General features: G+C 53.9%; 21 protein-coding genes, 1 tRNA gene and 2 pseudogenes. 6 read left to right on the top strand and 18 right to left on the bottom strand.

What is annotated here, in order from left to right; genetic code table 11:
* Both dnaX and CAGGBEG34_RS05085 read left to right on the top strand, forming a co-directional pair.
* A pseudogene (gene dnaX / locus CAGGBEG34_RS05080) lies at positions 1-1,074 on the top strand (DNA polymerase III subunit gamma/tau); the annotation flags it as partial.
* Positions 1,075-1,366: 292 nt separating this feature from the next.
* Positions 1,367-1,690 carry a YbaB/EbfC family nucleoid-associated protein gene (locus CAGGBEG34_RS05085; RefSeq protein ID WP_006682748.1) on the top strand — a complete coding sequence of 108 codons (324 nt, stop codon included), beginning with the start codon at positions 1,367-1,369 and terminating at the stop codon, positions 1,688-1,690.
* A gap of 54 nt (positions 1,691-1,744) precedes the next feature.
* Here CAGGBEG34_RS05085 and CAGGBEG34_RS05090 read toward each other — a convergent pair whose 3' ends face one another.
* The 15 genes from CAGGBEG34_RS05090 to CAGGBEG34_RS05155 all read right to left on the bottom strand — a co-directional run bounded on the left by CAGGBEG34_RS05090 (position 1,745) and on the right by CAGGBEG34_RS05155 (position 20,400).
* The gene (locus CAGGBEG34_RS05090) at positions 1,745-2,869 is read right to left on the bottom strand and encodes a rhamnan synthesis F family protein (RefSeq protein ID WP_006682749.1); all 1,125 of its coding nucleotides are present in this window, start codon (positions 2,867-2,869) and stop codon (positions 1,745-1,747) included.
* A 28-nt stretch (positions 2,870-2,897) separates the two neighbouring features.
* Positions 2,898-3,611, bottom strand: a complete 714-nt coding sequence (locus CAGGBEG34_RS05095) for an ABC transporter ATP-binding protein (RefSeq protein WP_006682750.1) — start codon at positions 3,609-3,611, stop codon at positions 2,898-2,900.
* Positions 3,612-3,625: 14 nt separating this feature from the next.
* Positions 3,626-4,420 (bottom strand): ABC transporter permease, encoded by a 795-nt coding sequence (locus CAGGBEG34_RS05100; protein WP_006682751.1) that lies wholly within the window; start codon positions 4,418-4,420, stop codon positions 3,626-3,628.
* A 9-nt stretch (positions 4,421-4,429) separates the two neighbouring features.
* Positions 4,430-4,831 carry a GtrA family protein gene (locus tag CAGGBEG34_RS05105; protein ID WP_006682752.1) on the bottom strand — a complete coding sequence of 134 codons (402 nt, stop codon included), beginning with the start codon at positions 4,829-4,831 and terminating at the stop codon, positions 4,430-4,432.
* On the bottom strand, positions 4,828-6,129 hold the full coding sequence (locus CAGGBEG34_RS05110) for an NAD(P)/FAD-dependent oxidoreductase (protein ID WP_081463754.1): 1,302 nt from the start codon (positions 6,127-6,129) through the stop codon (positions 4,828-4,830). The genes CAGGBEG34_RS05105 and CAGGBEG34_RS05110 overlap by 4 nt, the downstream gene beginning before the upstream one ends.
* A gap of 63 nt (positions 6,130-6,192) precedes the next feature.
* Entirely contained in the window at positions 6,193-8,133 is a 1,941-nt protein-coding gene (locus CAGGBEG34_RS09640) for a hypothetical protein (protein WP_203224837.1), read from the bottom strand.
* A 37-nt stretch (positions 8,134-8,170) separates the two neighbouring features.
* Complete coding sequence (locus tag CAGGBEG34_RS09645; protein WP_050009323.1) at positions 8,171-8,545, bottom strand: hypothetical protein; 375 nt, start codon at positions 8,543-8,545, stop codon at positions 8,171-8,173.
* Between the two features lie 69 nt (positions 8,546-8,614).
* A complete protein-coding gene (locus tag CAGGBEG34_RS05120; RefSeq protein WP_006682755.1) occupies positions 8,615-9,904 on the bottom strand; it encodes a hypothetical protein in 1,290 nt (429 codons plus the stop codon).
* Entirely contained in the window at positions 9,901-10,641 is a 741-nt protein-coding gene (locus CAGGBEG34_RS05125; RefSeq protein ID WP_006682756.1) for an SDR family oxidoreductase, read from the bottom strand. The genes CAGGBEG34_RS05120 and CAGGBEG34_RS05125 overlap by 4 nt, the downstream gene beginning before the upstream one ends.
* Positions 10,638-11,960: an FAD-binding oxidoreductase gene (locus CAGGBEG34_RS05130; protein WP_006682757.1), complete on the bottom strand. Its 1,323-nt coding sequence runs from the start codon at positions 11,958-11,960 to the stop codon at positions 10,638-10,640. Before CAGGBEG34_RS05130 ends, CAGGBEG34_RS05125 begins: the two co-directional genes overlap by 4 nt.
* Complete coding sequence (locus tag CAGGBEG34_RS05135; RefSeq protein ID WP_006682758.1) at positions 11,957-13,381, bottom strand: UbiA family prenyltransferase; 1,425 nt, start codon at positions 13,379-13,381, stop codon at positions 11,957-11,959. The genes CAGGBEG34_RS05130 and CAGGBEG34_RS05135 overlap by 4 nt, the downstream gene beginning before the upstream one ends.
* On the bottom strand, positions 13,378-15,297 hold the full coding sequence (locus tag CAGGBEG34_RS05140) for a polysaccharide biosynthesis protein (RefSeq protein ID WP_006682759.1): 1,920 nt from the start codon (positions 15,295-15,297) through the stop codon (positions 13,378-13,380). Before CAGGBEG34_RS05140 ends, CAGGBEG34_RS05135 begins: the two co-directional genes overlap by 4 nt.
* 112 nt (positions 15,298-15,409) lie before the next feature.
* Positions 15,410-16,402, bottom strand: coding sequence for an MraY family glycosyltransferase (locus CAGGBEG34_RS05145; protein WP_006682760.1), 993 nt, complete (start codon positions 16,400-16,402; stop codon positions 15,410-15,412).
* A 231-nt stretch (positions 16,403-16,633) separates the two neighbouring features.
* Positions 16,634-19,468 carry an isoleucine--tRNA ligase gene (ileS, locus tag CAGGBEG34_RS05150; RefSeq protein ID WP_006682761.1) on the bottom strand — a complete coding sequence of 945 codons (2,835 nt, stop codon included), beginning with the start codon at positions 19,466-19,468 and terminating at the stop codon, positions 16,634-16,636.
* Positions 19,465-20,400 carry a bifunctional riboflavin kinase/FAD synthetase gene (locus tag CAGGBEG34_RS05155; protein ID WP_006682762.1) on the bottom strand — a complete coding sequence of 312 codons (936 nt, stop codon included), beginning with the start codon at positions 20,398-20,400 and terminating at the stop codon, positions 19,465-19,467. The genes ileS and CAGGBEG34_RS05155 overlap by 4 nt, the downstream gene beginning before the upstream one ends.
* A gap of 28 nt (positions 20,401-20,428) precedes the next feature.
* On the opposite strand from CAGGBEG34_RS05155, the gene rsmB reads away from it, so the two are divergent.
* The 4 genes from rsmB (at position 20,429) to CAGGBEG34_RS05175 (ending at position 25,604) form a co-directional block, all read left to right on the top strand.
* Positions 20,429-21,913 (top strand): 16S rRNA (cytosine(967)-C(5))-methyltransferase RsmB, encoded by a 1,485-nt coding sequence (rsmB, locus tag CAGGBEG34_RS05160; RefSeq protein ID WP_042688161.1) that lies wholly within the window; start codon positions 20,429-20,431, stop codon positions 21,911-21,913.
* 163 nt (positions 21,914-22,076) lie between these two features.
* Positions 22,077-22,610, top strand: coding sequence for a DUF4390 domain-containing protein (locus CAGGBEG34_RS05165; RefSeq protein WP_006682764.1), 534 nt, complete (start codon positions 22,077-22,079; stop codon positions 22,608-22,610).
* Positions 22,611-22,666: 56 nt separating this feature from the next.
* A complete protein-coding gene (locus tag CAGGBEG34_RS05170) occupies positions 22,667-24,877 on the top strand; it encodes a sensor histidine kinase (protein ID WP_042688169.1) in 2,211 nt (736 codons plus the stop codon).
* 34 nt (positions 24,878-24,911) lie between these two features.
* On the top strand, positions 24,912-25,604 hold the full coding sequence (locus CAGGBEG34_RS05175) for a response regulator (RefSeq protein ID WP_042688170.1): 693 nt from the start codon (positions 24,912-24,914) through the stop codon (positions 25,602-25,604).
* A gap of 71 nt (positions 25,605-25,675) precedes the next feature.
* Here CAGGBEG34_RS05175 and CAGGBEG34_RS05180 read toward each other — a convergent pair whose 3' ends face one another.
* The 3 genes and pseudogenes from CAGGBEG34_RS05180 to CAGGBEG34_RS10115 form a co-directional block, all read right to left on the bottom strand.
* Entirely contained in the window at positions 25,676-25,921 is a 246-nt protein-coding gene (locus CAGGBEG34_RS05180) for a cold-shock protein (RefSeq protein ID WP_006682767.1), read from the bottom strand.
* Positions 25,922-26,122: 201 nt separating this feature from the next.
* A tRNA-Val gene (locus CAGGBEG34_RS05185) sits at positions 26,123-26,194 on the bottom strand.
* Positions 26,174-26,362: pseudogene (locus tag CAGGBEG34_RS10115) on the bottom strand (2-oxoglutarate dehydrogenase complex dihydrolipoyllysine-residue succinyltransferase); the annotation flags it as partial. The gene CAGGBEG34_RS05185 and the pseudogene CAGGBEG34_RS10115, both read right to left, overlap by 21 nt.
* Positions 26,363-26,367: the final 5 nt, after the last annotated feature.

Raw genomic sequence — 26,367 nt, forward strand, 5'->3', positions numbered from 1 at the left:
ATGACTTATCAAGTACTTGCGCGCAAGTGGCGGCCAAAAGACTTTGCCTCACTGGTTGGGCAAGCGCATGTGGTTAAGGCGCTCACGCATGCGCTTGAGCGGCAGCAACTGCACCATGCCTATCTGTTGAGCGGCACGCGCGGCGTTGGAAAAACCACATTAGCGCGCATTCTGACCAAGGCGCTCAATTGCGAGACGGGCATTAGCGCAACGCCATGCGGCCAATGTCAAACATGCGTTGAAATCGATGCGACGCGCTCGGTGGATTATATTGAAATGGATGCCGCTTCCAACCGGAGCGTCGATGAAATGTCTGCATTGCTTGAGCGCGCGATCTACGCGCCGGTCGCCGCGCGCTTTCAGGTCTATATGATCGATGAAGCGCATATGCTGACGCATCACGCCTTTAACGCGATGCTGAAAACGCTTGAAGAGCCGCCGCCGCATCTCAAATTTATTTTGGCGACCACTGATCCCAAAAAAATTCCTGTCACCGTGCTATCGCGTTGTCTTCAATTCAATCTGAAGCAAATGCCGGCCGAGCAAATTTCTGCAGCGCTTGAAAAAATACTCGTCGCGGAAAATGTGCGTTTTGAGCCGCGCGCAGTCCATTTGCTGGCGCGCGCGGCACACGGCAGCATGCGCGATGCATTATCACTGACGGACCAGGCCATCGCGTATGCGGCGCGCGACTTAAGCCTTGCAGCGATCCGGGAGATGCTCGGCGCAGTGGAGCAGCGTTATTTGGTTCAGTTGCTCGATGCGGTTGTGGAACGCAACGGCGCCGCTGTGCTTGAGCTTGCAGATGAAATGGCAGCGCACAGTGTATCGTTTGCGCACGCGCTGCAAGATCTGGCGAGTCTGCTGCATCAGATTGCGTGGAGCCAATATGCGCCGGACTCCATTCCCGATGCCGAGGTGAATGGTGAAGAGATTCGCCGCTTTGCGGGCGTATTGCCGCCCGAAGAGGTGCAACTCTATTATCAGATTGTCACGATTGGACGCAGTGAGCTGGGGCTGGCGCCGGACGAATACGCGGGTTTTACAATGACATTGCTCAGAATGCTTGCGTTTTGCGCTGTCGATGCCAATGATTGCCGCACGCCTCAAACAACGTCAAAAACAGAGGCACGCAGCGCCTCGCCCGCCCGTGCAGCGTTGGAGGTGTTAAATGGCGTGCGTTCCGTGGATGATCAAGCCGCTGTGCAACGCCAGCAGGACGCCGAGCGTGCGCTCAAGCAAGACCCTTTCGTCAAGCAACTCGCGCGCGACTTCGGCGCCACGCTGATTCCAGGTTCGGTGCAGTGATCGATCAGATCGCGCACAAGTTCTGAAAATACCTCAATCCTTAAGGAGTTTTGTCACGATGAAAGGCCAACTGGCGGGCTTGATGAAACAAGCCCAGCAAATGCAGGAAGAAATGCAGAAAAAACAACAGAAGCTGGCGTTGATCGAAGTGGAGGGGACCGCGGGCGCGGGACTGGTGAAGGTCGTCATGAGCTGTAACCACGAGGTGCGGCGCGTATCCATCGACCCCAGTGTGCTGGACGAAGATAAAGAGATGCTTGAAGATCTGGTTGCCGCTGCGTTTAATGACGCGTTGCGCAAGGCCAGCGCAGCGGCTGAAGAGGAAATCGGCAGTATTGCGAGCGCGCTATCGCTGCCGTCGGGTTTTAAGTTGCCCTGCTGAGCGGGTGATGCGCGTTAGGCTTTGATCTCCTGATTCTGAGGTCCGGAATTGAGTTTAAAGTACGCCAATTTGAATCATGACTTGCCTGAACAGCGTTTGATTACTGAGGGAACCTCTTCTGCGATATTCAAAGAGCGTCTGTTCTTTAAACGGATATTGCAGAATATCAAACATCAATGCGAGTTGCGCCAAGTCGACCATTTCACGATAGTACAAATCGCGTTTTAGAAACGGGGCATGACATATCATGACCAAAGGTATTCCGAATGAGTGAGGATTACTACTGGATTCCAGAATTTTTCTGAGGAAATCGATAAATACCAGCCGTATCATCTCGATACTAATTTTTCGGTTATTTATAAAAGTCTTCTTGATCGGATAAAAATATACATCGCACAGCAAATAAAAAAATGGATAATACTGTATAGCACCTGAAGACTCAAAAAAGGATATCAAATCATTGATGACTTTTTCTTTTGAGTAGAGTATATCGATACTGCGGGCTGATTTATATAACACCCTGCTGAAATAGCATTCTCCTTTCCGAATAACATAAAGACGGGAATTATAGGGTTTATACTTTTCCCAATATTGTTTAACTTCTTGTTGACAAAAAACTTTTGTATCAATATCAATAAAAAAAGAAGAAATATGACGGTGATAATCTGTATTTTCGCAGAGTCCAATAACGTCAGACCTGGATGCGAAAAAAATTTTTTCAAATGCCCCAGTGTCACCCATTGGAAAAAATATACTGTCATTAATGAGTAAAACGCGCTGGTATTCAGAAATCCTATCGAATCCTACTTTGAGAATCGCATCTTTGTATGAGCCAAAATCTCTTCCGACATTTTGGCGCATTATCCGGAAACGGCAGCGCTGGTCGAGATAGTCTTGATCCGCTTGTCTCAGTTCGTGCGGGACGGCAACCGCAACATCATATCCCAGCTTGATTAAATAATCGAGTTGAGACTCTATAAATACTGAAAGATCGCTCAATTGATAAATAGAAAAGATCGCCAGACGGTTGGATTTTTTTTCTCCAAGAACGATCAGGTGGGATTTCTTCCAATAGTCTCGAAGCCAATAGACCAATCGATCTTGAACGGCACAGAGTAGTCTATGAATGCCACTGAAATAAATAAGCTGAGCAAAGCGTTTAGAAATAAGTTTATGCATAGGTTATAGAATTCCTAAAATAAAAAAACTATAAACACCGGTCCGAAACGATTCGCCCCCGCTCCAACGTGATCACCCGATTACAAATTTGATGGATCAATTCCTCCTGATGTGAGGCCAACACAAGAATCTTGGCTTTCTGGATGATTTTCTGTAATTTCTGGCCCGCTTTTTCCTTGAATTCAGCATCGCCCACCGAAAGCCATTCATCCATCAGTAATATATCCGCTTCAATTGAAGTGGAAATGGCAAAGCCTAAACGCATCCGCATTCCGGTCGAATACGTCCGAATCGGCAAATGCAGATATTCTCCCAACCCGCTCTCTTCAGCAATGAGTTCCACTTTAGACTGCATCTGTTTGGGGGGAACGCCAAGGTAGACGCCCCTTAACAGAATATTTTCATAACCGCTCGCTTCATCGTCCATTCCCAGAGAAATATCAAGCAGAGCAGCCACCTGGCCCTCGACACAGACCTGCCCGCCTGTGGGTAAGTAAACACCTGCCAGTACTTTAAGCAAGGTGCTTTTTCCTGAGCCATTATGCCCCAGTAAGCCGAGACGGCAGCCGGCCTTCACATCGAGGGAAATATCATCGAGTGCTTTGACTACCGTGATTTTCTCCGACAGTGTCGAGATTTTTCCGCCGGTACCCAGATTCAGCAGAGATTTTTTCAAAGAACGGTGGGTTGCGCCGTAAATTGGAAAATCGATTTGCAGCCGCTTGATATGGATCCTTGCCATTTTTAGAATATGAGTTATAACCAATAAGTAATGCGTGCACGATATTTAAGAAACAGAAACGCAGAGGTTAAAATAGATATTGCCGTACAAAGGAGAGCGCCATTCCACAGGTCGAAAGTGATTGTCAGGCCAAATAATGGCCGCCGAACGGTCTCCATTAAATAAAAAATCGGATTAATCCTAACAATAAGGGATTGGGCGCCATGTTCCAGTATCTCGGTCTTCCAGAGAATGGGCGATAGAAAGAAGAGGATCTGGAGCATGGAAGAGATGAGCTGTACCATGTCTCGATACCGTGTGCATAGAATACCAACGGCAACGGATATTGACAGTAAAAAAAGTAGGAAAATAAAAAAGGCGGGCAAAAAGTAAATGAGATTCAGAGAAAATTTGAAACCGAATATCATGAAAGCAATCAGAATAATCAGTGCATTATGTAAAAGAATAATGACATGACGGGTCAAAATCCGTAGTACACAGGAAAGTAATGGAATCCGCGTTTGCTTTAGAATATTTTCGAACTGCGTAAAAGCCGTTGCAGATTCATTGATTTGACCTGAGAAAAAAATCCAGAAAATATAGCTGACAGCGAAATTTGGTAAATAGTCAGAAATCGTATGTTTAAAAATCCCGGCATATAAAATGCCCATTGCGGCAACCAGAATCCCCGTGCTGATGGTGAGCCACCAGGGCCCTAGAGCCGACCTTCGATAACGCAGCTTGATATCCTGCAATCCCGTCCATAACCAGAGCTGGGTATGAGAAAACGACTCCCGAATATCATGGACAGCAAAGAGGAATGAATTCATATAAATGTTCTAGCGGAAACTCCAATATTTGTGACCGAGATAGCTGGTGAATACAGACAGCCCAATGCCGGCCGCATGCGATATCTCATGAATCAATGCAGTAATATGAAACGCTGGCAAGAGGTAATACGCAAATCCCATACTGATGAGCCAAGTTTGAATGATCGTAATGAGATTGACCAAACAGAACAAGAATATCGAGTGAAGAAAATTTTGCTGACTGTGCTTGAAAACGAATACTTTGGTTAAACTGAAAGCGATTGCCATTCCAGCGAAATGGGAAAGAAGTATGGACGTTGAAAAGCTGAACCAGAGATTGAACAAAATGCGCGCGCCAAAATTAACCGTTGTCGCAGTACCACCCATCAGTAAATAGATTAAGAACTGCTTTGAAAAAAAATGCCGGATCATGCAATCGCCTGCGTTGCTATCTTCTTTCCAAACTCAATACTCTCTGAAATGCCGCGATCTTCTGGATAGTAATAGGACGTATCGGCAGCCCACAGTCCTTTAACCGGCAGTTCGACGGGCGGTAGAGTGTCCAGATAATGCGGCGGGCAGACGGGCTGCGCAGAGCGGTAGCGGCTCGCGCGCAGCTCGATCAAGTCATCCGCGTTGAGTGCGGGGTTGATCGTCAAGAGATAACGCTGGACTTTGTCCAGAAAGACTTGATCGGGTTCCTGAAATTTGGGGTGCGCGCCGGGCATATAAAATGGTACATAAACGATGTGATGGTCGAGCGGCCTTAAGTGGGTATATTCCACCAGCCCCGGAATATCCATATGCGGATCGTTCACGTTCACCCAGAAGTTCCCGCTCACCGCGCGCTTCAATTTAGCAATCACGCACACCACGGCAATATTCTTGACCGCTTTAAATTTGCACAGAATATCTTCGGGTAAACCGGGCATGAGGCGCGGAATATACGGCAGCGGGACCGTGCTGATGACTTTATGAAATGGGTGAAATTTCCCTTGCGCCTCAACGCCGCGCGTCTGCCTATTTTCAAACACAACGCGCGAGACCGGGCACTTCAGGCGGAATTCGCCGCCCCGCGTCTCGATAAACGATCTCATTGCTTGTAATAGCGTTTCCGAGCCGCCTTCCAAATAGCCCAGTTTTTCACGGAACAGGTTGTAACGGGAACGGCCAATCCGCCGGATGCGGCTCCATATCCAGGCGGCGGATAAGTGATCGGCCTCCTCGTAGAACTTATAGTCGAACAATGTGCGCCAGAGAACATCATACGCTTCTTGACCCACCCAACGCTTAATCCAGCGCGTTGCGTTAATACCGTCCAGCGCTCGCCAATCGTTCCGTTTGGTTGACGCAAAGGCATGCAGCCCATAGCGAATCTTGGCCGGCAGACTCAATCCCTGAAACTTCAACAATGCGAGCGGATTGCCCCACGGCTGGAGTTTGCCCTGAGTCCAATAACCCATCTTGGTTTCAACCCAATGCATTTTGTCGGCCAAACCGAGTTCGTCAAGTGTCTGGAGAAACGCATGATCCGAAATGCAATGGAAGTGGTAATACCGCTCAATCGTCAAACCGTTGAAGTCAAACGCCGCCGTCATTCCGCCGATCCGGTCGTCGGCTTCAAAAATCACGGGCGGGTAACCTTCTTGAACCAATTGATAGGCAGCGGCTAAACCCATTGGGCCCGCGCCAAGAATAGCGACATTTTCTTTTTGAGCAGATCTGTTCATATCCAAATTTCCGATACGACTGGAGGGTGAGCTCGTTGAAGCATTGAGCGGACTCTTTCCATTCTATTTGATATAGGCGGGTACATTAAGATTCTGGCAATGCTCGATTTGATTTTTATATATTCGAGATAATCCAAGCACATACTCCCCTTTTAATTGAGAAATATCGGCAACCATCTCATAGCCTACATCGGGCATATTAGGCTGATTGAAATGATTTTTAACGTCGTTACGCGGCGTGCGGCGCGTTTCTATGTATAGAGTTTTCCCAAACGTATCGGTCAGCGTGACAAAGATATGTTCTGGAACGATCCCTTCTTTAGAAGATATAGAAAGCCAGCCGTTTACATTTAAAAGACTGGATATACGCATCCCTTTTGGAGAAGGAGAGATTCCATTGATCCAGTCAATTACGCCATCGCAGTTCACTGAAGATGCAGGTTGAGCCGTCTGAGCGGGGATTGCTGGATGAATGGTATTGAATTTAAGCAGTTTATGGATATCTAAGTGCGCTAACTCAAGACGGCTGAGCTTTAGGCGATAACGGGAATTCCATAACAGGGTTGTGTGATCGGAAGAGCGCACTCGAACGGATTGTACATTCTTGTCGAGCAGTAAATTTCGATTGCTAAATAAATAAGCGAATTCTGTTGTGTTTTCTACGAGCGGAGACAGCAAAAATCCAGTTTTTGCCATGCTTGCAACCAATCTAAAATTTTTTTTAATTCCATTATTCAGCTTAACTGAAATTTCCAGTGCGCTAGGCTTGTATAGAAAGGAGAGCAGTCGTCCTAACAAAGTCGGATGAATATCTATTTCAGCAAATAGGGGTAGCTCTGTATTTGGAAGGCGGCTCGTTTCTTCAAGCCGATGTTCTTGGTTGAGTATCTCCGTGCGGGCGGGTCGGACATTGCGTGAGATTTTCTTTCGCAGATAAACAAAATCCTTCTCTAATTTAAAAGGTATATAGTTGTAAATGAGTATAGGCCAGCTTAAGCCGTCTTCAAGAGAAGCTAGCCTTCCATCAATAGGCTCTACTTTGAAAACAATATTGTTAGGCGCTCTCTCGCTTAATAAATGTAATTCATTTAGTCGGGCAAGCTTTGGTGTGTAAGCGCCGTGACTTTGGATAACAGGGCGGGGAGACCAGAGATTGCCAGCAGCTAACAAATAGGACTGATTGTACGAATAAATATCGGTTGTGCCATTCAGCCTTGGTATTGCGCCTTCTTGGCTTATTTCTAATAGACGTTCATTAAAGTTTTCATATAAGCGCTCTTTATTAAACAGCCTCGCTTTGATTCCATCATAGGCACTCATATAAGTGCCTTTTATATTTTCAAAAAAGCTTTTCGTTGAGGAGCCGATAAAGTCTTTGTCAATATAAGCCCATGAAAGAACGGACAAGAAAAAAACAATAAACAAATATTTATGACGCAATGTGACTGCGAACAGGATGGCCGAGATAATAATTGCACTCCCGGCAATCGTTGCATGAGCGTCATGACGGACGAAACCATGCTTAAATGAAATGAATAAAAACAACGAAAAGGATAGCAATAAAAAAGCTCTAGATATATAAGGAATATCCTTTGATTTTCCTATAACCAATAGAATGCTACTGACTGCAATGATGTAGTAAGGGATCTGGCTATAGAACCCTCCTGTGCTCGACATAGCTTCGCTATAGCCAGAAATGACATGGGATATATTTAAAAAGTAATCAGGCAATCCATAAAGCGATTGGCCGGAAATCAACCAGAAGAAAGCTAGAGAAAGTGAAGGAGACAATATCGAAATCGCTGCGAGCTTCTTGTCTTTCTTGTATAAGAACATGAATGCGCATAATATTTCTACTGCAACACAAATAGGAAGGAAAGACCCTTTGATCAAAGGTAATAATCCCAGCGGAGAAAACAGCAGAATCGCCCAGGGCAATAAGTGAGCAGGCGCTGCGATCTTATTTTCATAGCTATTTGGGAGCGTCAGCTGGAAGACGGACAAAGCGGCTAATAAAGGGTACAGACACAATAACGTATCTCTAGAAAATATGAAACCTGTTAACAATACACACAGGATAATCGTCCATCTCAAAGATGGTTTCTTTTAATAAAAAGAGAATAAGTAATCCGTAACAAATACTCAGATAAAAACCGCCTATGAGCATTAAATAATCCGTGGCGGGATGGAAAGCCTTCGTGTAAATGGATCCATAAGGGCCCGTTGTAAATATAAAATCTCTGCCGAAAATTAGCCCTTGTGCAACGGCCTGATTTGTGCCGTATACCCAGGATGGATCTAGCCCAGAGGAGGGCATATAAGGCATAAAAGGAACAAAAATCGCTATAATTGTAACAAATAAGAGACCTGCAAGAACTATTCTTGATAAATGTAAATAATAAAGTTTTTTTGACATTTCATTCCTGTTCGACGCAGAGTCTGATGATTTTGCGTTTATATCCTCAAATAGTGATATTTGCATGAGTCAGTGAAGTCTCCTGCAGTCATCAGGCGAAACTTTTAAGGTCCATACATCTTTACTGCTTCCGGACGTATGAATAGGGAAAACAAACTCAGAAAAAGTAGACGCTTTACATTGTTCTACATAATCTTTCCATACGAATCGATCTATTGAACGGATATAGGGCAATGAAGCTGTTGTATAGATGCCTTGTGCCAGAAGCAGTGACAAAATGACTGAAAAGAAAAATCTACTATAAACGATTAAGTAAATTACTACCCAATATAAAAAAATATACGGATAAAAGAAATAACGAGGGCCTGCCAAATATGGATCAATAATTGAAACAGAAACTCGTACAACAGATAGCGCTACAGAGGAAAAGAACATACATAGCAATAGCCAGAATGTTTGGCTAAGCTGCTTTAGGCGTAGAGAGATGGAAATGATCAAAATTGCCAATATGGACAAAGTTAAGTATATAATATATGGTCTATATTGATTAGGATAAAAAAATGCGTAGCCGATAAATTTATTGATGAAATCAATAAATACATTTGAGTCAATTAAAGAGAGCAGTTGCACCAGCGCTCCGGGGCCTTGTTTATCTCCCGCCATTCCATAAGTGATGATGGCAAACATCTGAATTGCAGCGCAGATCAGCGCCAAGCCTGCAAATAGCCATTCCTTTCGCCCTTCCTTATAAGCTCTCCATAAAAATAACGGAGAAAGTGGGATAATGACTGGAGAGGATAATCCCCCTAAAACGATAAATATTGACCTAATCCAGCGATGCCTAAGATGATCGGCTTCTTTTTTCCATAATAAAGCCAGAGGCACAAGCAAAGTTGCATGCCAGAACGCAGTGAGCGGAACAATATAGTTTTCACCTCCATTCGGATGAAGCAAAACCATGAATGCACACAGTGCTTTACCCGCAAGATTCGTGGGCGCTTTCCAAATGCAACACAAGACAGCCAACTCAAAACTAAATGAAAGCCAATTGGCAATGACTGGATAATGCTTAAATGATATTGAGAGCGCGGTGACGCTAATGAGTTTGGTCGCAAGGACAAAGTAACCTGCAACCGTATGGAAAATGGAGCGTGCGCCATAATCAATAAAATCTCGGATATTGACAACCCCATCCTCAGCCCATACATAAGGATTCAATAACTCATCCGGCCTGCGCAGCGCCAATAGCGCGCCAGCGGTCAGTAAAAAGGCGAACCAAGTGATCGGCGCGGGAATTCTCTGGAGGGCGCTTGAAAAAGCGAAAGCCCAACGCGTGAAAGCCAAGCTTATATTTCTCATAACGTCAATCGCTTAAAAACACAATTCGGGATGGCTTTAATCCCCCACATCATGCCGCCCCAAAAACGCGGCGCATAAATGACATTGGATCGGCGTTCAATGCCGCGCAGAATCACGCGCGCGACTTTCTCCGCTGAAGCCACGAGCGGCTTCGGCAGCGGCAGTCCCTGCGTCATCGGCGTTGCGACGAAGCCCGGTTTGATCGTCAGCACGTGCACGCCGGATTTGAACAAACGTGCGCGCAGTCCTTCGCAGAATGCGCTGACGGCGGCTTTGGCAGCGCCGTACAAAGTGTTGGACGGCCGTCCACGATCTCCGGCGACGGATGAAATCACCGCAACGGTTCCGCGCCGCTGCGCTTCCATCCGGGGCGCTAATGCAGTGAGCAGCGCAATGACGCTTAAGCCATTGTTGGAGAATTCCTGCAGCGCCAGATCGACATTGTGTTCGCACGCTTTTTGATCGGGCAATGTACCGTGCGCGATGAGCGCGATATCGATCTGCCCGAACTGGCTGAACGCCGCGTCGAGCATGGCCGGATGCGCATCAAACTGATTCAGGTCGAGCGTGTGCGTGTGCACGGCCGCTGCGCCGCGCGTCGTTAAATCGTCCGCCGTCTGTTGCAGTTTCTCAGCATTACGCCCAACGAGAAACAATTCGGCGCGTTCAGCGGCCCACAAGCGGGCGCACGCAGCGGCGATGCCGGACGTTGCGCCGATGATCAATATCTTTTTCATATCTGTGTCACCCGTTTCCAAAAGCGCGAGCATAAAGCGGGGTCGCGCAGCGCTTCAATCCGTTCCCAGGCGGGATACGCACGGCGGAAGTCCGCGCCGGACATATGCGCATCCTTGGCTGGATACAGTCTTCCTTCCGCGTGTCGAACAATCGCATCCAGCCGGTCAAAGAGCGGATGGTTGACGCGTTCGCGCTGCGGAAAATCCAGTGCCAGCGAGACGCCCGGCATTGGAAAGGACAACAGGCCCGGCGATGGAAGATCGCCGCAGCGTTTCAAAACCGCCAAAAACGATCCGCGGCCTGAATCCGCAATCGCTCGCAACAGTTCAGCGATGCCCGCTTCGGCGCAACGCTCTGGAATCACGCATTGATATTGTTGAAAACCGCGCGGGCCATACAAACGGTTCCACTGTGATATGGCATCCAACGGATAAAAAAAGCTTTCATAGGAGACAGCGCGCCTTTGTTGCGCGGACGGATGCCGGTGATAATAAAGCGTATTGAACAACCGCAGCGTCAAGGAATTGACAGCGGATACGGGCAGCGTACAGGGCGCCGTCCAGCGGCGTTTCCGACTGATCGTCAACGGGCCGTCAGGCGCATGATCGCCGGCCATCCACACGCCGCGTCCGGATGAGGCGCCTTTGGCCAAACAATCGATCCACGCGACGGAATATTCATGGCGCGCATCGAATTCGCGGGAGAGTGCAAAAAACTCGTCCAGCGCGCCGAAGCGGCATGTCAGCGTGTCAATCTGACTGGATTGAATCGGCATTAATTGCAGCTCGACCCATTCAATTAAGCCCGTCATTCCGAGACCGCCAATCGTTGCCGTAAACAGTTCGGTGTTCTCTTCCGGCGCACAGATGAGCGGGAGACGGTCCGAACGGATAAGACTGAACCGGCGGACATGCCGGCCAAGCGTACCGCGCACATGGTGATTTTTGCCATGCACATCGTTGGCGAGCGCGCCGCCGAGCGTGACATATTGCGTGCCAGGCGTGACCGGTAAAAACCAGCCGCGCGGCATGCAGAGCGTCAGAATCTCCTCCAAAGTGAGGCCCGCTTCGGCGATCAAGAGGCCCTTTTCCCAATCCGCAGCGATAAAACGGTCCAGCGCGCGCATGTGCAGCGCATGATCGGATGCGGCCAGGCAACTATCGCCGTAACTTCGGCCATTGCCAAACGGCAGCGTCGTACTGTGCGTGTGCACAATCGCAGAGAGCGTATGCGGCAGATCGCAACGCCAATGGACAGCGTGAAGCGTTTGAGGATGCGCTGGATAGCGCCCCCACGATAAACGCTGAACAGCGCTCATGTCGCAATCCAGAAGACTGCGCCGAATAAAAGACCGACGAGCAGGCTAACGCGATCCTTGACAGCAAAGATGACCGGATCATCATGTATTTGACCGCGATGCGCGAGTAGCCAGGTCCGGCTAATCCAAAACAGGAGCAGCGGGCACGCAAGCCAAATCAATTGCGGGGCGCGGTACAGCGCTGCCGTGGAAGTCTCCTGAATATAAAGCGCCAGCACCATGACAGAGAGATAACCGGATGCAGCGCCTAGCGTAGCGATCATTTCTAAGTCATCCGCGATATAACCACGCCCCCGAAGTTGGGCGCTTTTATTTTTTTTGCGCGCCTCTTTCAATTCAGCGTAGCGCTTGACCAGCGCCAGACTCAAAAAAATGAACATTGAGAAGACAAGCATCCAGAAAGTCAACGGTATTTGAAACGCGAATGCGCCCGCAATAATGCGCAATGTGTAAAGCAGCGCCAGCGTGATGATATCGACGACCATCTGACGCTTCAATGCAATTGAATAAGCGAGCGTCAGAGCGTAATAAGCAGCGAGCGTAGCGGTAAAGCGGCCCGGTAGAAATAAGGCCACGCCTGTAAAAGAAACGGCCAGCAGCAGCGGGAAAGTGAATATTCCCGCGGCAATGGATAAATCTCCGGATGCAAATGGACGATCACGTTTTATAGCGTGACGCCGGTCATGGGCCAGATCCAGCAGGTCATTGAGCACATAAACGCTGGATGCACACAGTCCAAACAAGAAGAAGGCAAGGCATCCCTTGACCAGCAGAGCCGCCTCATTGAGCCGATGGCTTGCCAGTAACGGGACAAAGAGCAGCAGGTTTTTGACCCACTGATGCAGGCGCAAACCTTTCAGCCAGCTCTGGATTCGACGGCGCGGGGTCTGAATGACGCGCTGCACATTGCCGCCCGCTTTCGCCTTGGCTTCGACCCCCGGTTGGGGATTCACCAGATAGGCGCGGCGCGCCGCAGCCCATACGGGTAAATCATCATGCGCATTGCCGCAATAGTCAAATCCGCCTTCGCCATACTCGGCAATCAACCGATTCCGTTTATTGTGAGCGGACAGATTGGTCGAGTCTTCAGTCGCCAAAACCCGGTCAAACAATTGTAAATGCGCGGCAACGCGATTGGCGTAAATTTGATGACTGGCCGTCGCCAGTACGACGGGCCTGCCCTGAGCGCGCGCTTCCCGGATCAACGCGAGCACCTGTGTGTTATAAGGCAGGCAAGTCGCGTCAATGTCCGCGCGATGCGCGAGCTTTGCTTTGAGGTATGCTTTTCCCCGCGTGAGCCATACGAATGGATGGAAAGCGCGCGCCGGATCCGTGCGAATTAATGTAAAACAGGATTCCAGAAATAAATCCGTGTGAATCAGGGTGCCATCCAGATCGATGACTAAGGGAAGCGTGTTCACAGGATGGACCTACGGAAGAGAAATTCCTGGGATGATGCGATTTCCATCGAAGAAACAGCCGTCAAAGCGGGGGCGGTACACGGCGCATATTCTGCCACCCAGCGGCGCAAATCGCGCCGCACTTCATCGTCGGCTGGCGTATCCCGGCGCAGCAGCCAGGGCATCAAGGCGTCGAACAAATCATCGGGCGAGGGACGCGCGCGCGCAATGCGCAGTTTTGCATGATGCGTTGGGCGCGTGGTTTCATCCTGCGCAAGCAGTTCTTCATAGAGCTTTTCGCCGGGGCGCAAACCTGTGTAGACAATTTTGATCTGCGCTTCGGAGCATCCGGACAGCCGGATTAAATCACGGGCAAGGTCGGCGATGCGCACGGGATGCCCCATATCCAGAATAAAAATCTCGCCGCCTTGCCCCATGCTGGACGCTTGCAACACCAATTGCACCGCTTCTGAAATCGTCATAAAGAAGCGCGTCACTTCGGGGTGCGTAACCGTCACGGGCCCGCCTCTCGCAATCTGTTCCTGGAATTTCTGCGTCACGCTGCCCATGCTGCCGAGCACATTGCCGAAGCGGACCGTTTCAAACTGCGTATGGACACTGTTTTTCTGGAGCGTCTGGCAGACCATTTCAGCCAGACGTTTGCTAGCCCCCATCACGCTGACCGGATTGACCGCCTTATCGGTGGAAATCAGCGCAAAGCGCGCGACGCGATGACGGATGGCGGCGCGCGCAACGCGGCATGTGCCCAGCACATTATTGCGCACCGCCTGCCAGGCGTTGAATTCTTCCATCAGCGGCACGTGCTTGTAGGCGGCGGCGTGAAAGACAATATGGGGGCAATAGCGCTGCATCACATGATCAACCAGCAATGTATCTTTGACATCTCCGACGATGGGCGTCACTGGAAGACCAGGGAACGCATACGATAATTCTTCAGTCAGCCGGTACATCGCATATTCGGAAATTTCAAATGCAATCAGTTGCGCCGGCGCAAAATGCAGAATCTGGCGGCATAACTCGGCGCCAATGGAGCCTCCCGCCCCCGTGACCATCGCCACCCGGTTCTTGAGCAGCAGGGCCACATGATCAGCATCAATGGTGACGGGTTCCCGCCGCAGTAAATCTTCCAGGTCGATGTTCCGCACGTGCGACAGGACCTCTTGCCCTTCAGTCAGCGGCGTGAGCGCAGGCAGAACCAGCGCGCGCACTCCCGCGCGGACGCACAGCGTCGCAATCCGCTGGCGGACCGCGAGCGGCGCGGAGGGCAGCGCAATAATGGCGTGTTTGACCTTAAGCGCTTCAGACCACCGCGGCAGCTCGCTGATCGGCCCCCATACTTTATAACCATGCACTTCGCGGCGCTGCTTATCCGGCGCATCGTCCAGCAGCCCGGCCAGGCGCCATTTGCTGGAACGCATTAATTCGCGCGCCAGGTTGGCCCCCGAAGCGCCCGCGCCCAGCACAAGCACCGGCGTGCCTTGCGCGCGCAACCCACCATAACGATGGAGTTCTTTCGCGGTACGGTATAGCGCGCGCGAGCCGCCCATCAACAGCAGCAGAAAAAGCGGCGTCAGAATCCATACCGAGCGCGGTATCGCAGGCGCAGGCTGGAACAAAGCGGCGCCAATGATCATCAGCAAGGCACCGGTGAGGACCGCTTTGCCCAGCCGCAGCAGGTCAGGCAGACTGGCGAAAACCCACATGCCCCGATACAGGCCAAAGACGCGGAAGACAAGACCATGCAATGGCAATATCCAGAGCAGATGCCGTTGCGCGCTTTGCCAGAATTCAGGCGGAACCTCGCCGTTAAAACGGGCTACGTAGGCAAGCAGCCAGACGGCGGCAACTGCGCCCAGATCAAAAATGCAGACAATGAATGAAAGCCAGGCGGCCCGATAACGGAATATAAAGTCCATGATGCGTGCATTAGAGCATTTTTCAGTGATTTTCCCTATGTTGCTTCGCGCTCGCCGTATTGTTCATACTGTCTTCGCGCTCGCTCCTCGGGCCAATTGACTGAAAAATGCTCTAGAGCCTGTTCAGCCGGGTCCAGACATGCCAGCGCCGATCAACTTCCCATCCGCACATTAAAAGCGCGCCGCTCCAGAGTCCAAATATGATCCATTGCGCCTGAATGCCAATGCGCAGTCCCGCCAAAGCGAATCCTGCGCCGAGCAGCATCACAACGTACCAGATGCGTACTGTGATCGCATGACCCTTGCTCATCCGGATCATTCGCTGGTAATAGTGTTCGCGGTGCGCTTGCCAGAACTTCTCGCCGCGCAGCACACGCCGGCCCAGGGTAATCGATGCGTCCAGAATAAAGGGCGCGAACACCGTCAGCGGAAAAGCGCCCCCCCAAACGCCGCGCATCGTTCCGATATATCCCAATGCGCCGGCCAGAAAACCGAGCGGAGCCGCGCCCGCATCGCCCAGAAAGACCCGCGCGGGCGGCCAGTTAAAGCATAAGAACCCGCTGGCTGCGCCCGCCGTGAGCGCCGCGCTGATCGCAAGATCGGGCGCAGTCGAAGACGCGGCGGCAGCATAGGCGCTAAAGCCCAGAAGGGCCATTCCACCGGCCAGCCCATCGGCGCCATCCATGAAATTATAGGCATTGATGCCCCAGGTCAGAAAAAAGACCATCATGATCCATGCCCATTGAGCGGACGGCGGATACAGCAGTAGCAAGCCGCTTGCGGCTAACACGTGCGCGATGAAACGCGCGCGCGCGCAAAGCCCGCGCCAGTCATCCAAAGAAGAGATCAATGCCAGTCCAAGCGTCATCCATGCGACTGGCCAAAGCGGACGCGCCCAAATGAACGCGCCTGCAACCGCCACGGGTATCAGCGCCCAGCCGCCGATCCGGGGCGTGGCGCGCGCGTGCAGCGACCGGCGGTTGGGAAGATCGACTGCCATTCGCTGCGCATATCCGGCGCGCAGCGAAAGCCAGATCATCAATGCTGTGACGACTGCAGCGCCGGCGGCCAGACTGAAGAGATAAAGAATGGAGGACACATCCATGTTTTAGAGCATTTTTCAGTGAGATTGCCCAAGGAGCAAGCGCGAAGATAGTATGGAGCTCGATGCGGGCGGAGCAGGTCTCCATCGTACAGCGATGGAGGCGACCCCGCAGCGAGCTCGGATCGATGCGGGCGGAGCAGGTCTCCATCGTACAGCGATGGAGGCGACCCCGCAGCGATCCCGAATACCGAACACGCAGAAGCGACACAGGGCAAGCCGCTGAAAAATGCTCTAAACGCGCATTCTGTCCTTTTCTCCCGCGCCAAACAAATTTTGAATACAACGCCCGCAGAGCGCCGGATGCGCGGAATCGGCGCCGACATCCGCCCGATAGTGCCAACAACGCGCGCATTTCGGGTGAGGCGAAGGCGTCACCGTCACGCCTTCCTCATCTGGACAGCGCGCTTCGATCACCGTTGCCGCGGACGTGATCAGCATGAATTTCAGATCATCGCCCAGACCGGCAAGCGCCTGATAGCGCGCGCCGCATGCGCGCACTTCAACGTGCGCCTGTAGCGATGAGCCGATCTTGCGCGCTTCGCGCGCCGCCTCCAGCGCGCGCATCACATCGGCGCGGATGGCGCGCAGCAGTTGCCATGTGTCCAGCAACGCGCAGGCGTCTGGAATATCCGGATAGAGATGCCACCGTTGCGTAAAGATAGAAGAGGCTTCGGACTGGAAAACGCGCCAAGCCTCTTCCGCGGTGAATGACAGAAACGGCGCGATCATGCGCAGCAGGCCATGCGCAATGTGATAGAGCGCCGTTTGCGCGGCGCGCCGCGCGCGCGCATCGCAGGCCGAGGTATAGAGGCGGTCTTTCAGGATATCCAGATAAAAACCGCCCAGGTCTTCCGAGCAGAAGCTTTGCACTGTGGCGACGACCGGATGGAACGCATAGCGTGCGTAATGCGCCAGCCATTCCTGCTGGAGTTGAGCGGCCAGCGCGACGGCGTAGCGGTCGATTTCAAACCAGTCTTCAACCGGCTGCGCATCTCGCGCGAAAGAAAAATCGGACAGATTGGCGAGCAGAAAACGCACCGTATTCCGGATGCGCCGGTAACTCTCGACGACATGACGCAGGATTTGATCGGAAATACACAGTTCGCCTGAATAATCGGTGGACGCGACCCACAGGCGGATCATTTCAGCGCCAAGCGCGTCGGCGATTTTCCGCGGCGCCATCACATTGCCGAGCGATTTCGACATCTTGCGACCTTCGCCATCCACGGTAAACCCGTGGGTGAGCAGCGCCTGATACGGCGGCTGGCCGTCGAGCATGACCGCGGTGAGCAGCGAGGAATGGAACCAGCCGCGGTGCTGGTCTGAGCCCTCCAAATACAAATCGGCGGGCCAGCCGAGCACATGCCGATGCGAGCCGCGCAGCACGTGCCAGTGAGTGGTACCCGAATCAAACCAAACATCGAGCGTGTCCCGACTTTTTACGTATTGCTCCGCGTCATTGCCAATCAGTTCGCGCGGATCAAGCGCGTGCCAGGCACGGATGCCGTGTTGTTCAATGCGCTCTGCAACGGCTTCAAATAATTCCAGCGTGCGCGGATGCAGCGCGCCCGTCTCCTTGTGGATAAAGCAGGCAATCGGCACGCCCCATTGACGCTGCCGCGACAGGGTCCAGTCGGGCCGGTGCGCAATCATCTGGGTCAGCCGCGCCTGGCCCCAGGCGGGATAAAAGCGCGTCTGCGCGACGCCTTCAAGCGCGGACTCGCGCAGCGTTTTGCCGCCATCGCGCGGCGTAATATCCATCCCCGCGAACCATTGCAAAGCGGCGCGGTAAATCAGCGGCGTTTTATGCCGCCAGCAATGCATATAACTGTGCGGATGCCGCTCGGCTCTGAAAACTGCGCCCGCTTTGTCGAGCGCGGCGACGATAGTGGGATTCGCGTCCCAAATTGAACGACCGCCGAACAATGGCCAGTCTTCCGCGTAGCGGCCATCGCCGCGCACTGGATTCAGAATATCGGCATCGGCCAGCCCGTGCGCTTTACAGACGTTGAAGTCTTCAATGCCATACGCGGGCGCAGCGTGGACGATGCCGGTGCCGGTGGCCAACGTCACATATTCAGCCGGATAGACGGGCGCGCAGCGGCGATAACCCGGATGGCTGCCTGCCAGTGGATGCTCGAATCGCAGACCCGCCAGCGCGCGGCCCGGCGCATTGACCAGAATCCGCCCTTCAAGTTGATACGCTTCCAAGCAGGCGCGGACCCGTTCGCTCGCCAGAATCAACAGGCCGCGCGGTGTCTCGACCAGGCTATAGCTGAGGTCCGGATGCACGTTCAGCGCTTGATTGGCCGGAATCGTCCACGGCGTGGTCGTCCAAATCACAATCCAGCCGCGTGTACCCGGAGCAGCAGGCAAATTGAACGCCTGCGCGATGCGCTCCGGTTCCGTAAACGCAAAACCGACGTCAATCGCGGTATCCACCCGATCTTGATATTCGATTTCCGCTTCAGCGAGCGCCGAACCGCAGTCAAAACACCAGTTCACCGGCTTTAAGCCGCGAAACACGTAACCTTTTTCAAAAATGCGGGCGAAGGCGCGCAGCGTACCGGCTTCGTTTTGGAAATCCATCGTGCGGTACGGCGCCTCCCAATCCGCGAGCACGCCCAGACGCTGGAAATCCGCTTTTTGCCGCTCGATCTGCGTCTGCACATACGCGCGCGCGGCGCGCTCAATGTGCTCTGGCGGCTGGCCGCGGCCAAGCTGCTTTTCAATCTGGATTTCAATCGGCAGACCGTGGCAGTCCCAGCCCGGCACATAGGCGGCGTCGAAGCCGTCGAGCGTGCGCGCCTTGACGATCATGTCTTTCAGGATTTTGTTCGCGGCGTGCCCCAGGTGGATATCCCCGTTTGCGTACGGCGGCCCATCGTGCAGCACGAACTTTGGAGCGCCCGCGCGCGCGCGCCGAATCTGTTGATATACGCCGCGCCGCTGCCATTCTTCAATCCAGACTGGTTCGCGCCGAGGCAGATCGCCGCGCATCGGAAAAGGCGTATTGAGCAGATTCAGCGGATAGGGCGATTCGGAAGGGGATTTAGGTTTATTCATGATGTGAGTTTGAAAAAAGCGCGCGCTTGTTCCACATCTTCCGCGATCGCGGCGCGCAGTGCGTCGAGGCCCGTATATTTTTCCTCGTCGCGCAGTTTTTTTAAAAATTCAATGCGCACCCGCGCGCCATAGGCATCGCCGTCCCAATCGAGCACATGCGCTTCGAGCAGTATGCGTCCCGAATCATCGACGGTCGGACGCACGCCGAGGCTGGCGACCGCGGGCAGCGGTTCGCGCGCGAGCCCATGCACGCGCGCCACGCAAATGCCCGCCAGTGCAAAGCGCGACGGCGCGATGCGCAGATTCAGGGTTGGAAAACCGAGCAGCCGGCCGCGTTTCTCGCCGTGAATCACATGGCCGCTGATGCCATAGGCGCGTCCCGATAGCGTGCGCGCTGCCTCAAGATCGCCCGCGATTAACGCCGTGCGGATCGCGGAACTGGAAATGCGCGCGCCGCGCGCATCGGTCACGGTCGTTTGCTGCGCGACCTCAAAACCGAAGCGCGCGCCTTCTTGCTGCAATAGGGAAAAATCGCCGCCGCGCCCGCGCCCGAACCGGAAATCATCGCCCGCAAGCATCCAGCGCGCGCGTAATCCGTCCACTAGAATCCGTTCAACAAAAGCGCGCGCGGATTGCGCGGCGAAGCGCGCATTGAAATGCTCGACGACCGCATGCGTGACGCCGTGCGCACGCAGCGCTTCCAGTTTGTCGCGCAGCAACTGGATGCGCGGCGGCGCTGCTTCCGGGTTGAAGAATTCGCGCGGATGCGGCTCAAAAATCAGCGCGTACACGGGCAGACCATGCGCCGCCGCATATTCGCGCGCGCGCGCAAGCAATGCCTGATGACCGCGGTGCACGCCATCGAAATTGCCGGTAATCAACGCGCACGGCCTTCGATGCGATGCGTCTGGAAGACTGCGGAAGATTTTCACGCCGGATGCACTTAAAAAGCCAAAAATTATGTCATACCGTTGTTCAACCCGCTTCAAACCGCCTAAAACATCGCCGGAGTCGCTGGCATTTGCGCTGGATGGCGCTGCGCACGCGGTTGACGCGGTGCGCGCGGGCGGCGCATTACCCGCCGCGCTCGCAAGAATATTCACGCGGATTGACGCGCCCGCCGCGCGCGGCGCGATTCAGGACCTGGCCTGCCGGGCGCTGCGCGCACTTGGTCGCACCGACGCGCTGATCGCGACGCTTGTGCGCCGCCCGCCGCCGCCGCTAGCGCATTTTTCAGTGAGATTGCCCAAGGAGCGAGCGCGAAGACAGTATGGAGATCGATGCGGGCGGAGCAGGTCTCCATCGCGAAGCGATGGAGACGACCCCGCAGCGAGCTCATACGGCGAGCGCGAAGCGACACCCGGCAAGCCGCTGAAAAGTGCGCTGGAGAGTCTGCTCGCCTGCGCATTGGCGTTGCTGAGTGAAGCCGATCATCCGACGTATGCGCCGTATACCGTGGTTGACCAGACGGTGCAGGCAGCGGACGCGCGCGCGCAATGGCAGCCAGCGAAAGGGTTGGTCAATGCGGTGTTGCGCCGTTTTCTGCGCATGCGCGCACAGATGCTGAAGGCGGTGTTGCGCAATCCGGTTGCGCGTTGGAATTATCCGCGCTGGTGGATAGATGCGGTGCGCGCTGCCTGGCCAGTGCATTGGGAAGAGATTCTGAGCGCAGGTAATACGCATCCGCCAATGACGCTGCGCGTCAATGCGCGTAGGACAAACGTCGCCCATTATCTGGAGTATCTGCGCGCGCGCCATATTTCAGCGCTCGCCGCGGACGAGTATGCGATCCAGTTGACCCGTCCGCGTCCGGTCGAACAATTACCGGGTTTTAAAGAGGGCCTGGTATCGGTGCAGGACGCCGGCGCGCAATGCGCAGCAAAGCTGCTGAATGTCCGTGATGGTCTGCGTGTGCTGGATGCGTGCGCCGCGCCGGGCGGCAAGACGGGTCACCTGCTTGAATTGGCCAATCTGGAATTGGTCGCGCTCGATATCGACGGCGCGCGCGCCGCGCGGATTGACGCAAATTTACAACGCTTGCGGCTGCGCGCAACGGTCTGCGTCGGCGATGCAGCGCAGCCCGCGCAATGGTGGGATGGCCGCCGCTTCGACCGGATTCTGCTCGATGCGCCCTGTACGGGTTCAGGCGTGGCGCGCCGGCATCCCGATCTGCGCTGGCTGCGGCGCGCCAGCGATATCGCGCAGTTAGCAGCGCGCCAGCAGCAGATGCTGAGGGCAGTATGGCCGTTGCTTAACACCGGCGGTGAATTGCTGTATTCGACCTGTTCGGTTTTTCCTGAAGAAGGCGAGGCGCAGGCGCGCGCGTTTGAGCGCGCCGCAAGCGATGCGGTACGATTGCCTGCGCCGGGCCAATTGCTCCCCTCTGTCACACCGGCAGAGCAGAATCACGATGGATTTTTCTACGCGCGCTTTTTGAAACGGTGAAATGGCTTTTTGTTCTCTTCTTAGGCGTTTCGCACTGCCGCGCTGGTCGGCGCAGCGCCCCTTGTCGCACTGCTTGCACTGGCAGCAAAGGCGCGCCTTGCCAGCACAGCGGTGCGAAACGCCCGTTCTGAGGCGGATATGCGCAATCGTTGCGATAGCCAGCATGCTCGGCGGGTTCGGCGCGTATGCTTCCGCGCAGGCGGGCGCCATTGAGGTGCGCAGCGCGCAACTGGAGGCGGATCGCAATGGCTGGGCGCTTGATGCACATTTCTATTTCACCTTGAATGAGCATCTTGCAGAAGCGGTCAATAAGGGCATTCCCCTCTACTTTACGACGGGTTTTACGCTCACGCGCGCGCGCTGGTACTGGTTCGACGAGCGCGCCGTTTCGGTTGAGCGCAGCGTTCGGCTGGCGTATCAGCCCCTGACCCGTCAATACCGGATTTCAAGCGGCGGATTACATTTTGGTTTGCCAACGCTGACAGAAGCGCTGGCTGTGATTCAGCGGCTCAGCGGCTGGCATGTGATTGACCGGCGCGCGGTGCATCCGGGCGCGCGCTATACCGCATCGGTGCGGATGATTCTGGACACAGCGTTGATGCCGAAACCTTTTCAGATCAATGCAATCAACGATCGTGACTGGAAACTGGTGTCCGATTGGAAAAGCTTCGACTTTAAGCCAAGCGCGTTCAATTGAAGAAATTCCACCTCCCAACCCGCCCGAAACTTCTTGTCCTGGGCGCGCTGCTCGCGATGGTCGCGCTGTGCGCGCTGCTTCTGCTCGCGTTATTGGCTGTTGCCGCGGCCAATACCGAGTTCTTTGACCGCTACTATTCATGGCTGTATGCCGCGAACGCCGCGGTCGCGTTGATTTTGACGCTCATTGTCGGCGGTCTGGCGGCGGCGCTGATCGTGCGTTTGCGGCAGGGCCGTTTCGGCACGCGGCTGCTGGCGAAGCTGGCGGTGTTTTTCACGCTTGTCGGCGTATTGCCGGGCAGTCTCATTTATTTGATCTCGCTGCAATTTGTGGCGCGCAGTATCGAGTCGTGGTTCGATGTCAATATCGAGGCCGCGCTTGAGTCCGGCCTGGAGTTGGGACGCGCCGCGCTGGATGCCGAACTGGCGGAACTGCGCCGCGAGGGGGTACGCATCGCAGCGCGGTTATCGGCTCTGGGCCGTATCCATTCCGCTGCGCTGGAGCGGTTGCGGGCGCGAAGCGGCGCGCAGCAGGCGATGGTGGTGTCGCAAACGGGCCGCGTGCTTGCGCGCGCGCCGGCGCTGGATGCTGACCATCTAGGGCAGGAGATTCCCACGCGCGCGATGCTGCAGATCAGCGCGCGCGCGGGCGGCGATGCCATCGTTGAAGATATGGGAAAAAACGCGCGCACGCAGAACGCGCTGCGCTTGCGCGTGCTGATTCCGTTTCCGGCGCATGGCGAGAAATTTCTGCAGCTCATGCGCACCGTACCGGCTCCGCTCGCACGCAACATGCAAGAGGCGCAACGCGCCTGGCGCGACTATCAAATCAAGAAGCTGGGACGGACCGGCCTGCGCAAAATGTATATCGGCACTTTGACGCTCGCGCTCTTCTTCGCAAGTTTTCTGGCGATGATATTGGCGCTTGTGTTGGGGAATCAGCTCACGCGCCCCCTTTTCCTGCTGGCGCAGGGCACGCGGGAAGTGGCGCGCGGCGATTACACGCCGAAGCGCGAAATCAGAAGCAAGGATGAACTGGGTTTCCTGACCCAGTCGTTTAATGCGATGACCCGGCAATTGTCTGATGCGCGCGCGGCGGTTGAACGGAACCGGAACGCGCTAGAACAGGCGAAAGCATACCTTGAGAGCGTATTGGCGAATCTGAGCGCGGGCGTATTTGTGTTCGACCGTCAATTTCGTCTGAACATCGCCAATGCGGGCGCGCAGCGTATTTTGCGCCAGTCCTTTCAGCCGCAGCTGAGCCGGCTGCTCGACGAAATCACCGGTTTAAATGCGTTTGGCGCGTTGGTGCGTAAAGCCTTTGCCGAGCGCGCAGCGGCGGACGCGGACGCATTCGCCGATCCAGATCATTGGCAGCATCAGCTTGAAGTCCGGGTTGCGGGCGAAACAGAGCCGCTGACATTATTAGTGCGCGGCGCGCGCCTGTTGCGCGCGCCAAGCGGCGCGGCAAGGCATTCCCTCACATCCGGCTATGTAGTGGTATTCGACGATATTTCAGATGTCATTTCAGCGCAGCGTTCAATCGCCTGGGGCGAAGTTGCGCGCCGGCTCGCGCACGAAATCAAGAATCCGCTGACGCCGATTCAACTGTCCGCCGAGCGGTTGCAAATGAAGCTGATGCATAAACTGGATGCGAACGATGCCGCGATGCTAAAGCGCTGCGCAACAACGATCATCCGTCAGGTCGCGGCGATGAAACGGATGGTCGACGATTTTCGCGAATATGCGCGCATGCCGACGCCCGCGCTGCAAAATCTGCAATTGAACGATCTGGTGACCGAAGTGCTGACGCTCTATGGCGCGGGCGAGGGCAAGAGCGAGATTCATTTTGATCTGAAGCCGCTGCCGGTCATGCGCGGCGATCCAAACCAACTGCGGCAGGTGATTCATAATTTATTGCAGAATGCGCAGGATGCAGTCGCACAGCGGCCCCGGAAATGGGTGTTGATCGAGACTCAAACGGTGAGGCTGGAACCGTCAGACGCCGAGACGAATCAGTCGGGACACGTTCCTCAGGCCGTGCGCCTGAGCATTTCCGACAACGGCCCAGGTTTTCCGGCGCATCTGCTTGCGCGCGCTTTTGAGCCTTATGTCACGAGCAAGTCCAAAGGCACCGGCCTGGGACTGGCCACCGTCAAGAAAATTGTGGATGAACACGGCGCACGCATTGAAATCCGCAATGATGTGCGGGACGATGGGACGGTCAGCGGTGCGCAGATTTCTATTTTGTTTTTTCTAGTTAGCTGATGACGCAGCGCCGCGTATAGGGTAGATGAAGGATATGGCAACCATTCTGGTCGTAGATGATGAAATTGGGATTCGTGAGCTGCTCACGGAAATTCTGCATGATGAGGGGCATATTGTCGAAATCGCCGCGAACGCGCGCGAGGCGCGCGACTGCCGGTTGCGCGGCGCGCCAGACCTTGTATTGCTCGATATCTGGATGCCGGATACCGATGGCATGACTTTGCTCAAGGAATGGGCATCGCAAGGCCAACTGACGATACCGGTCATTATGATGTCCGGACATGCGACGATTAACACCGCCGTCGAAGCGACCAAAATCGGCGCGCTGGACTTTCTGGAAAAGCCCATCGCCTTGCAGAAATTATTAAGGGCAATCGAGAAAGGATTGGCGCAGGGCATGCGCAGGCCGGAAGCGCCGTCCGCTTGCCCAAAGCCGGTATCAGAGGTTCAGCGGCAAGCGCCGTCTTCCGAGGACGCAGCAGAGGCGGATTCTCCAATCGTGCGCATGCAGCATATTTCCTTCGATATCCCTCTGCGGGATGCGCGCGACGCCTTTGAGCGCGCCTATTTTGAATATCATCTGGCGCGTCAGAACGGCAGTATGACGCGCATTGCAGAAAAAGCCGGTCTCGAACGCACGCATCTATACCGCAAACTCAAGCATTTGCGCGTTGGGATTCATAAAAATAAAAATGACGATAAACCCGGCCGAAACCGGGCTGAATAAGAACCTGTCTAAAAATTGCGGCATGACGCCCGCTCAGTAGATTTATAGACAGGCTCTAAGGAATCCAGAAACTAAGCCGTTTCTTCTATTTCGATTTTTAAGGCTTGTTTTCCTTTTGGACTTTCCCCGATTTCAAAACTGACTCTGCTGCCCTCTTTTAGCGTTCTGAAGCCATTGTCTTGAGAGGCGATTTCCGAGAAATGCACAAATAAATCCTCATGCCCTTCATCCGGTGTAATAAATCCAAACCCCTTGCCATCGCTGAACCATTTAACCTGTCCGTAACAGCGTTTTTTTTCCTGATCAATCGTTACCATTGCGTGTTCCCTTCATTTCATGACATATCTACAAGCGCATCTAAAAGCCTGTCTGCAAACTGCACAGAGGTTTATAAACCCGCTCCGCTATTTTCTGTAAATATACAGAAAAACGCTGGCCCGATTGTTCGCGCTCTGGATGCGGGTGTCAAGCTTTTTTGGGCCTTTTGTGACTTTTGAAGCTGAATGAAAAACAACGGGTGGGCGGTGCAGGAATCGAACCTGCGGCTTCCACCGTGTGAAGGTGGCACTCTACCGCTGAGTTAACCGCCCCAGAGCATTTTTCAGCGGCTTGCCCTGTGTCGCTTCGCCGTTCCGTGTGTTCGGGATCGCTGCGGGGTCGCCTCCATCGCGCAGCGAGGCAGACCTACTCCGCCCGCATCGATCTCCATACTGTCTTCGCGCTTGCTCCTTGTGCAATCTCACTGAAAAATGCTCTACAGGGT

The sequence above is a fragment of the Candidatus Glomeribacter gigasporarum BEG34 genome (assembly GCF_000227585.1).
GTDB lineage: Bacteria > Pseudomonadota > Gammaproteobacteria > Burkholderiales > Burkholderiaceae > Glomeribacter > Glomeribacter gigasporarum_B.

What these genes read in the sequence shown, in the direction of transcription:
- CAGGBEG34_RS05125 (WP_006682756.1), bottom strand. Translation starts at nt 10,641, where the DNA reads ATGAAAAAGATATTGATCATCGGCGCAACGTCCGGCATCGCCGCTGCG.
- CAGGBEG34_RS05140 (WP_006682759.1), bottom strand. Translation starts at nt 15,297, where the DNA reads ATGGACTTTATATTCCGTTATCGGGCCGCCTGGCTTTCATTCATTGTC.
- CAGGBEG34_RS05090 (WP_006682749.1), bottom strand. Translation starts at nt 2,869, where the DNA reads ATGCATAAACTTATTTCTAAACGCTTTGCTCAGCTTATTTATTTCAGT.
- CAGGBEG34_RS05085 (WP_006682748.1), top strand. Translation starts at nt 1,367, where the DNA reads ATGAAAGGCCAACTGGCGGGCTTGATGAAACAAGCCCAGCAAATGCAG.
- CAGGBEG34_RS05095 (WP_006682750.1), bottom strand. Translation starts at nt 3,611, where the DNA reads ATGGCAAGGATCCATATCAAGCGGCTGCAAATCGATTTTCCAATTTAC.
- CAGGBEG34_RS05180 (WP_006682767.1), bottom strand. Translation starts at nt 25,921, where the DNA reads ATGGTAACGATTGATCAGGAAAAAAAACGCTGTTACGGACAGGTTAAA.
- CAGGBEG34_RS05120 (WP_006682755.1), bottom strand. Translation starts at nt 9,904, where the DNA reads ATGAGAAATATAAGCTTGGCTTTCACGCGTTGGGCTTTCGCTTTTTCA.
- CAGGBEG34_RS09645 (WP_050009323.1), bottom strand. Translation starts at nt 8,545, where the DNA reads ATGTCAAAAAAACTTTATTATTTACATTTATCAAGAATAGTTCTTGCA.
- ileS (WP_006682761.1), bottom strand. Translation starts at nt 19,468, where the DNA reads ATGAATAAACCTAAATCCCCTTCCGAATCGCCCTATCCGCTGAATCTG.
- CAGGBEG34_RS05100 (WP_006682751.1), bottom strand. Translation starts at nt 4,420, where the DNA reads ATGAATTCATTCCTCTTTGCTGTCCATGATATTCGGGAGTCGTTTTCT.
- CAGGBEG34_RS05110 (WP_081463754.1), bottom strand. Translation starts at nt 6,129, where the DNA reads ATGAACAGATCTGCTCAAAAAGAAAATGTCGCTATTCTTGGCGCGGGC.
- CAGGBEG34_RS05175 (WP_042688170.1), top strand. Translation starts at nt 24,912, where the DNA reads ATGGCAACCATTCTGGTCGTAGATGATGAAATTGGGATTCGTGAGCTG.
- CAGGBEG34_RS05165 (WP_006682764.1), top strand. Translation starts at nt 22,077, where the DNA reads ATGCTCGGCGGGTTCGGCGCGTATGCTTCCGCGCAGGCGGGCGCCATT.
- CAGGBEG34_RS05170 (WP_042688169.1), top strand. Translation starts at nt 22,667, where the DNA reads ATGGTCGCGCTGTGCGCGCTGCTTCTGCTCGCGTTATTGGCTGTTGCC.
- rsmB (WP_042688161.1), top strand. Translation starts at nt 20,429, where the DNA reads ATGTCATACCGTTGTTCAACCCGCTTCAAACCGCCTAAAACATCGCCG.
- CAGGBEG34_RS05130 (WP_006682757.1), bottom strand. Translation starts at nt 11,960, where the DNA reads ATGAGCGCTGTTCAGCGTTTATCGTGGGGGCGCTATCCAGCGCATCCT.
- CAGGBEG34_RS05105 (WP_006682752.1), bottom strand. Translation starts at nt 4,831, where the DNA reads ATGATCCGGCATTTTTTTTCAAAGCAGTTCTTAATCTATTTACTGATG.
- CAGGBEG34_RS05145 (WP_006682760.1), bottom strand. Translation starts at nt 16,402, where the DNA reads ATGGATGTGTCCTCCATTCTTTATCTCTTCAGTCTGGCCGCCGGCGCT.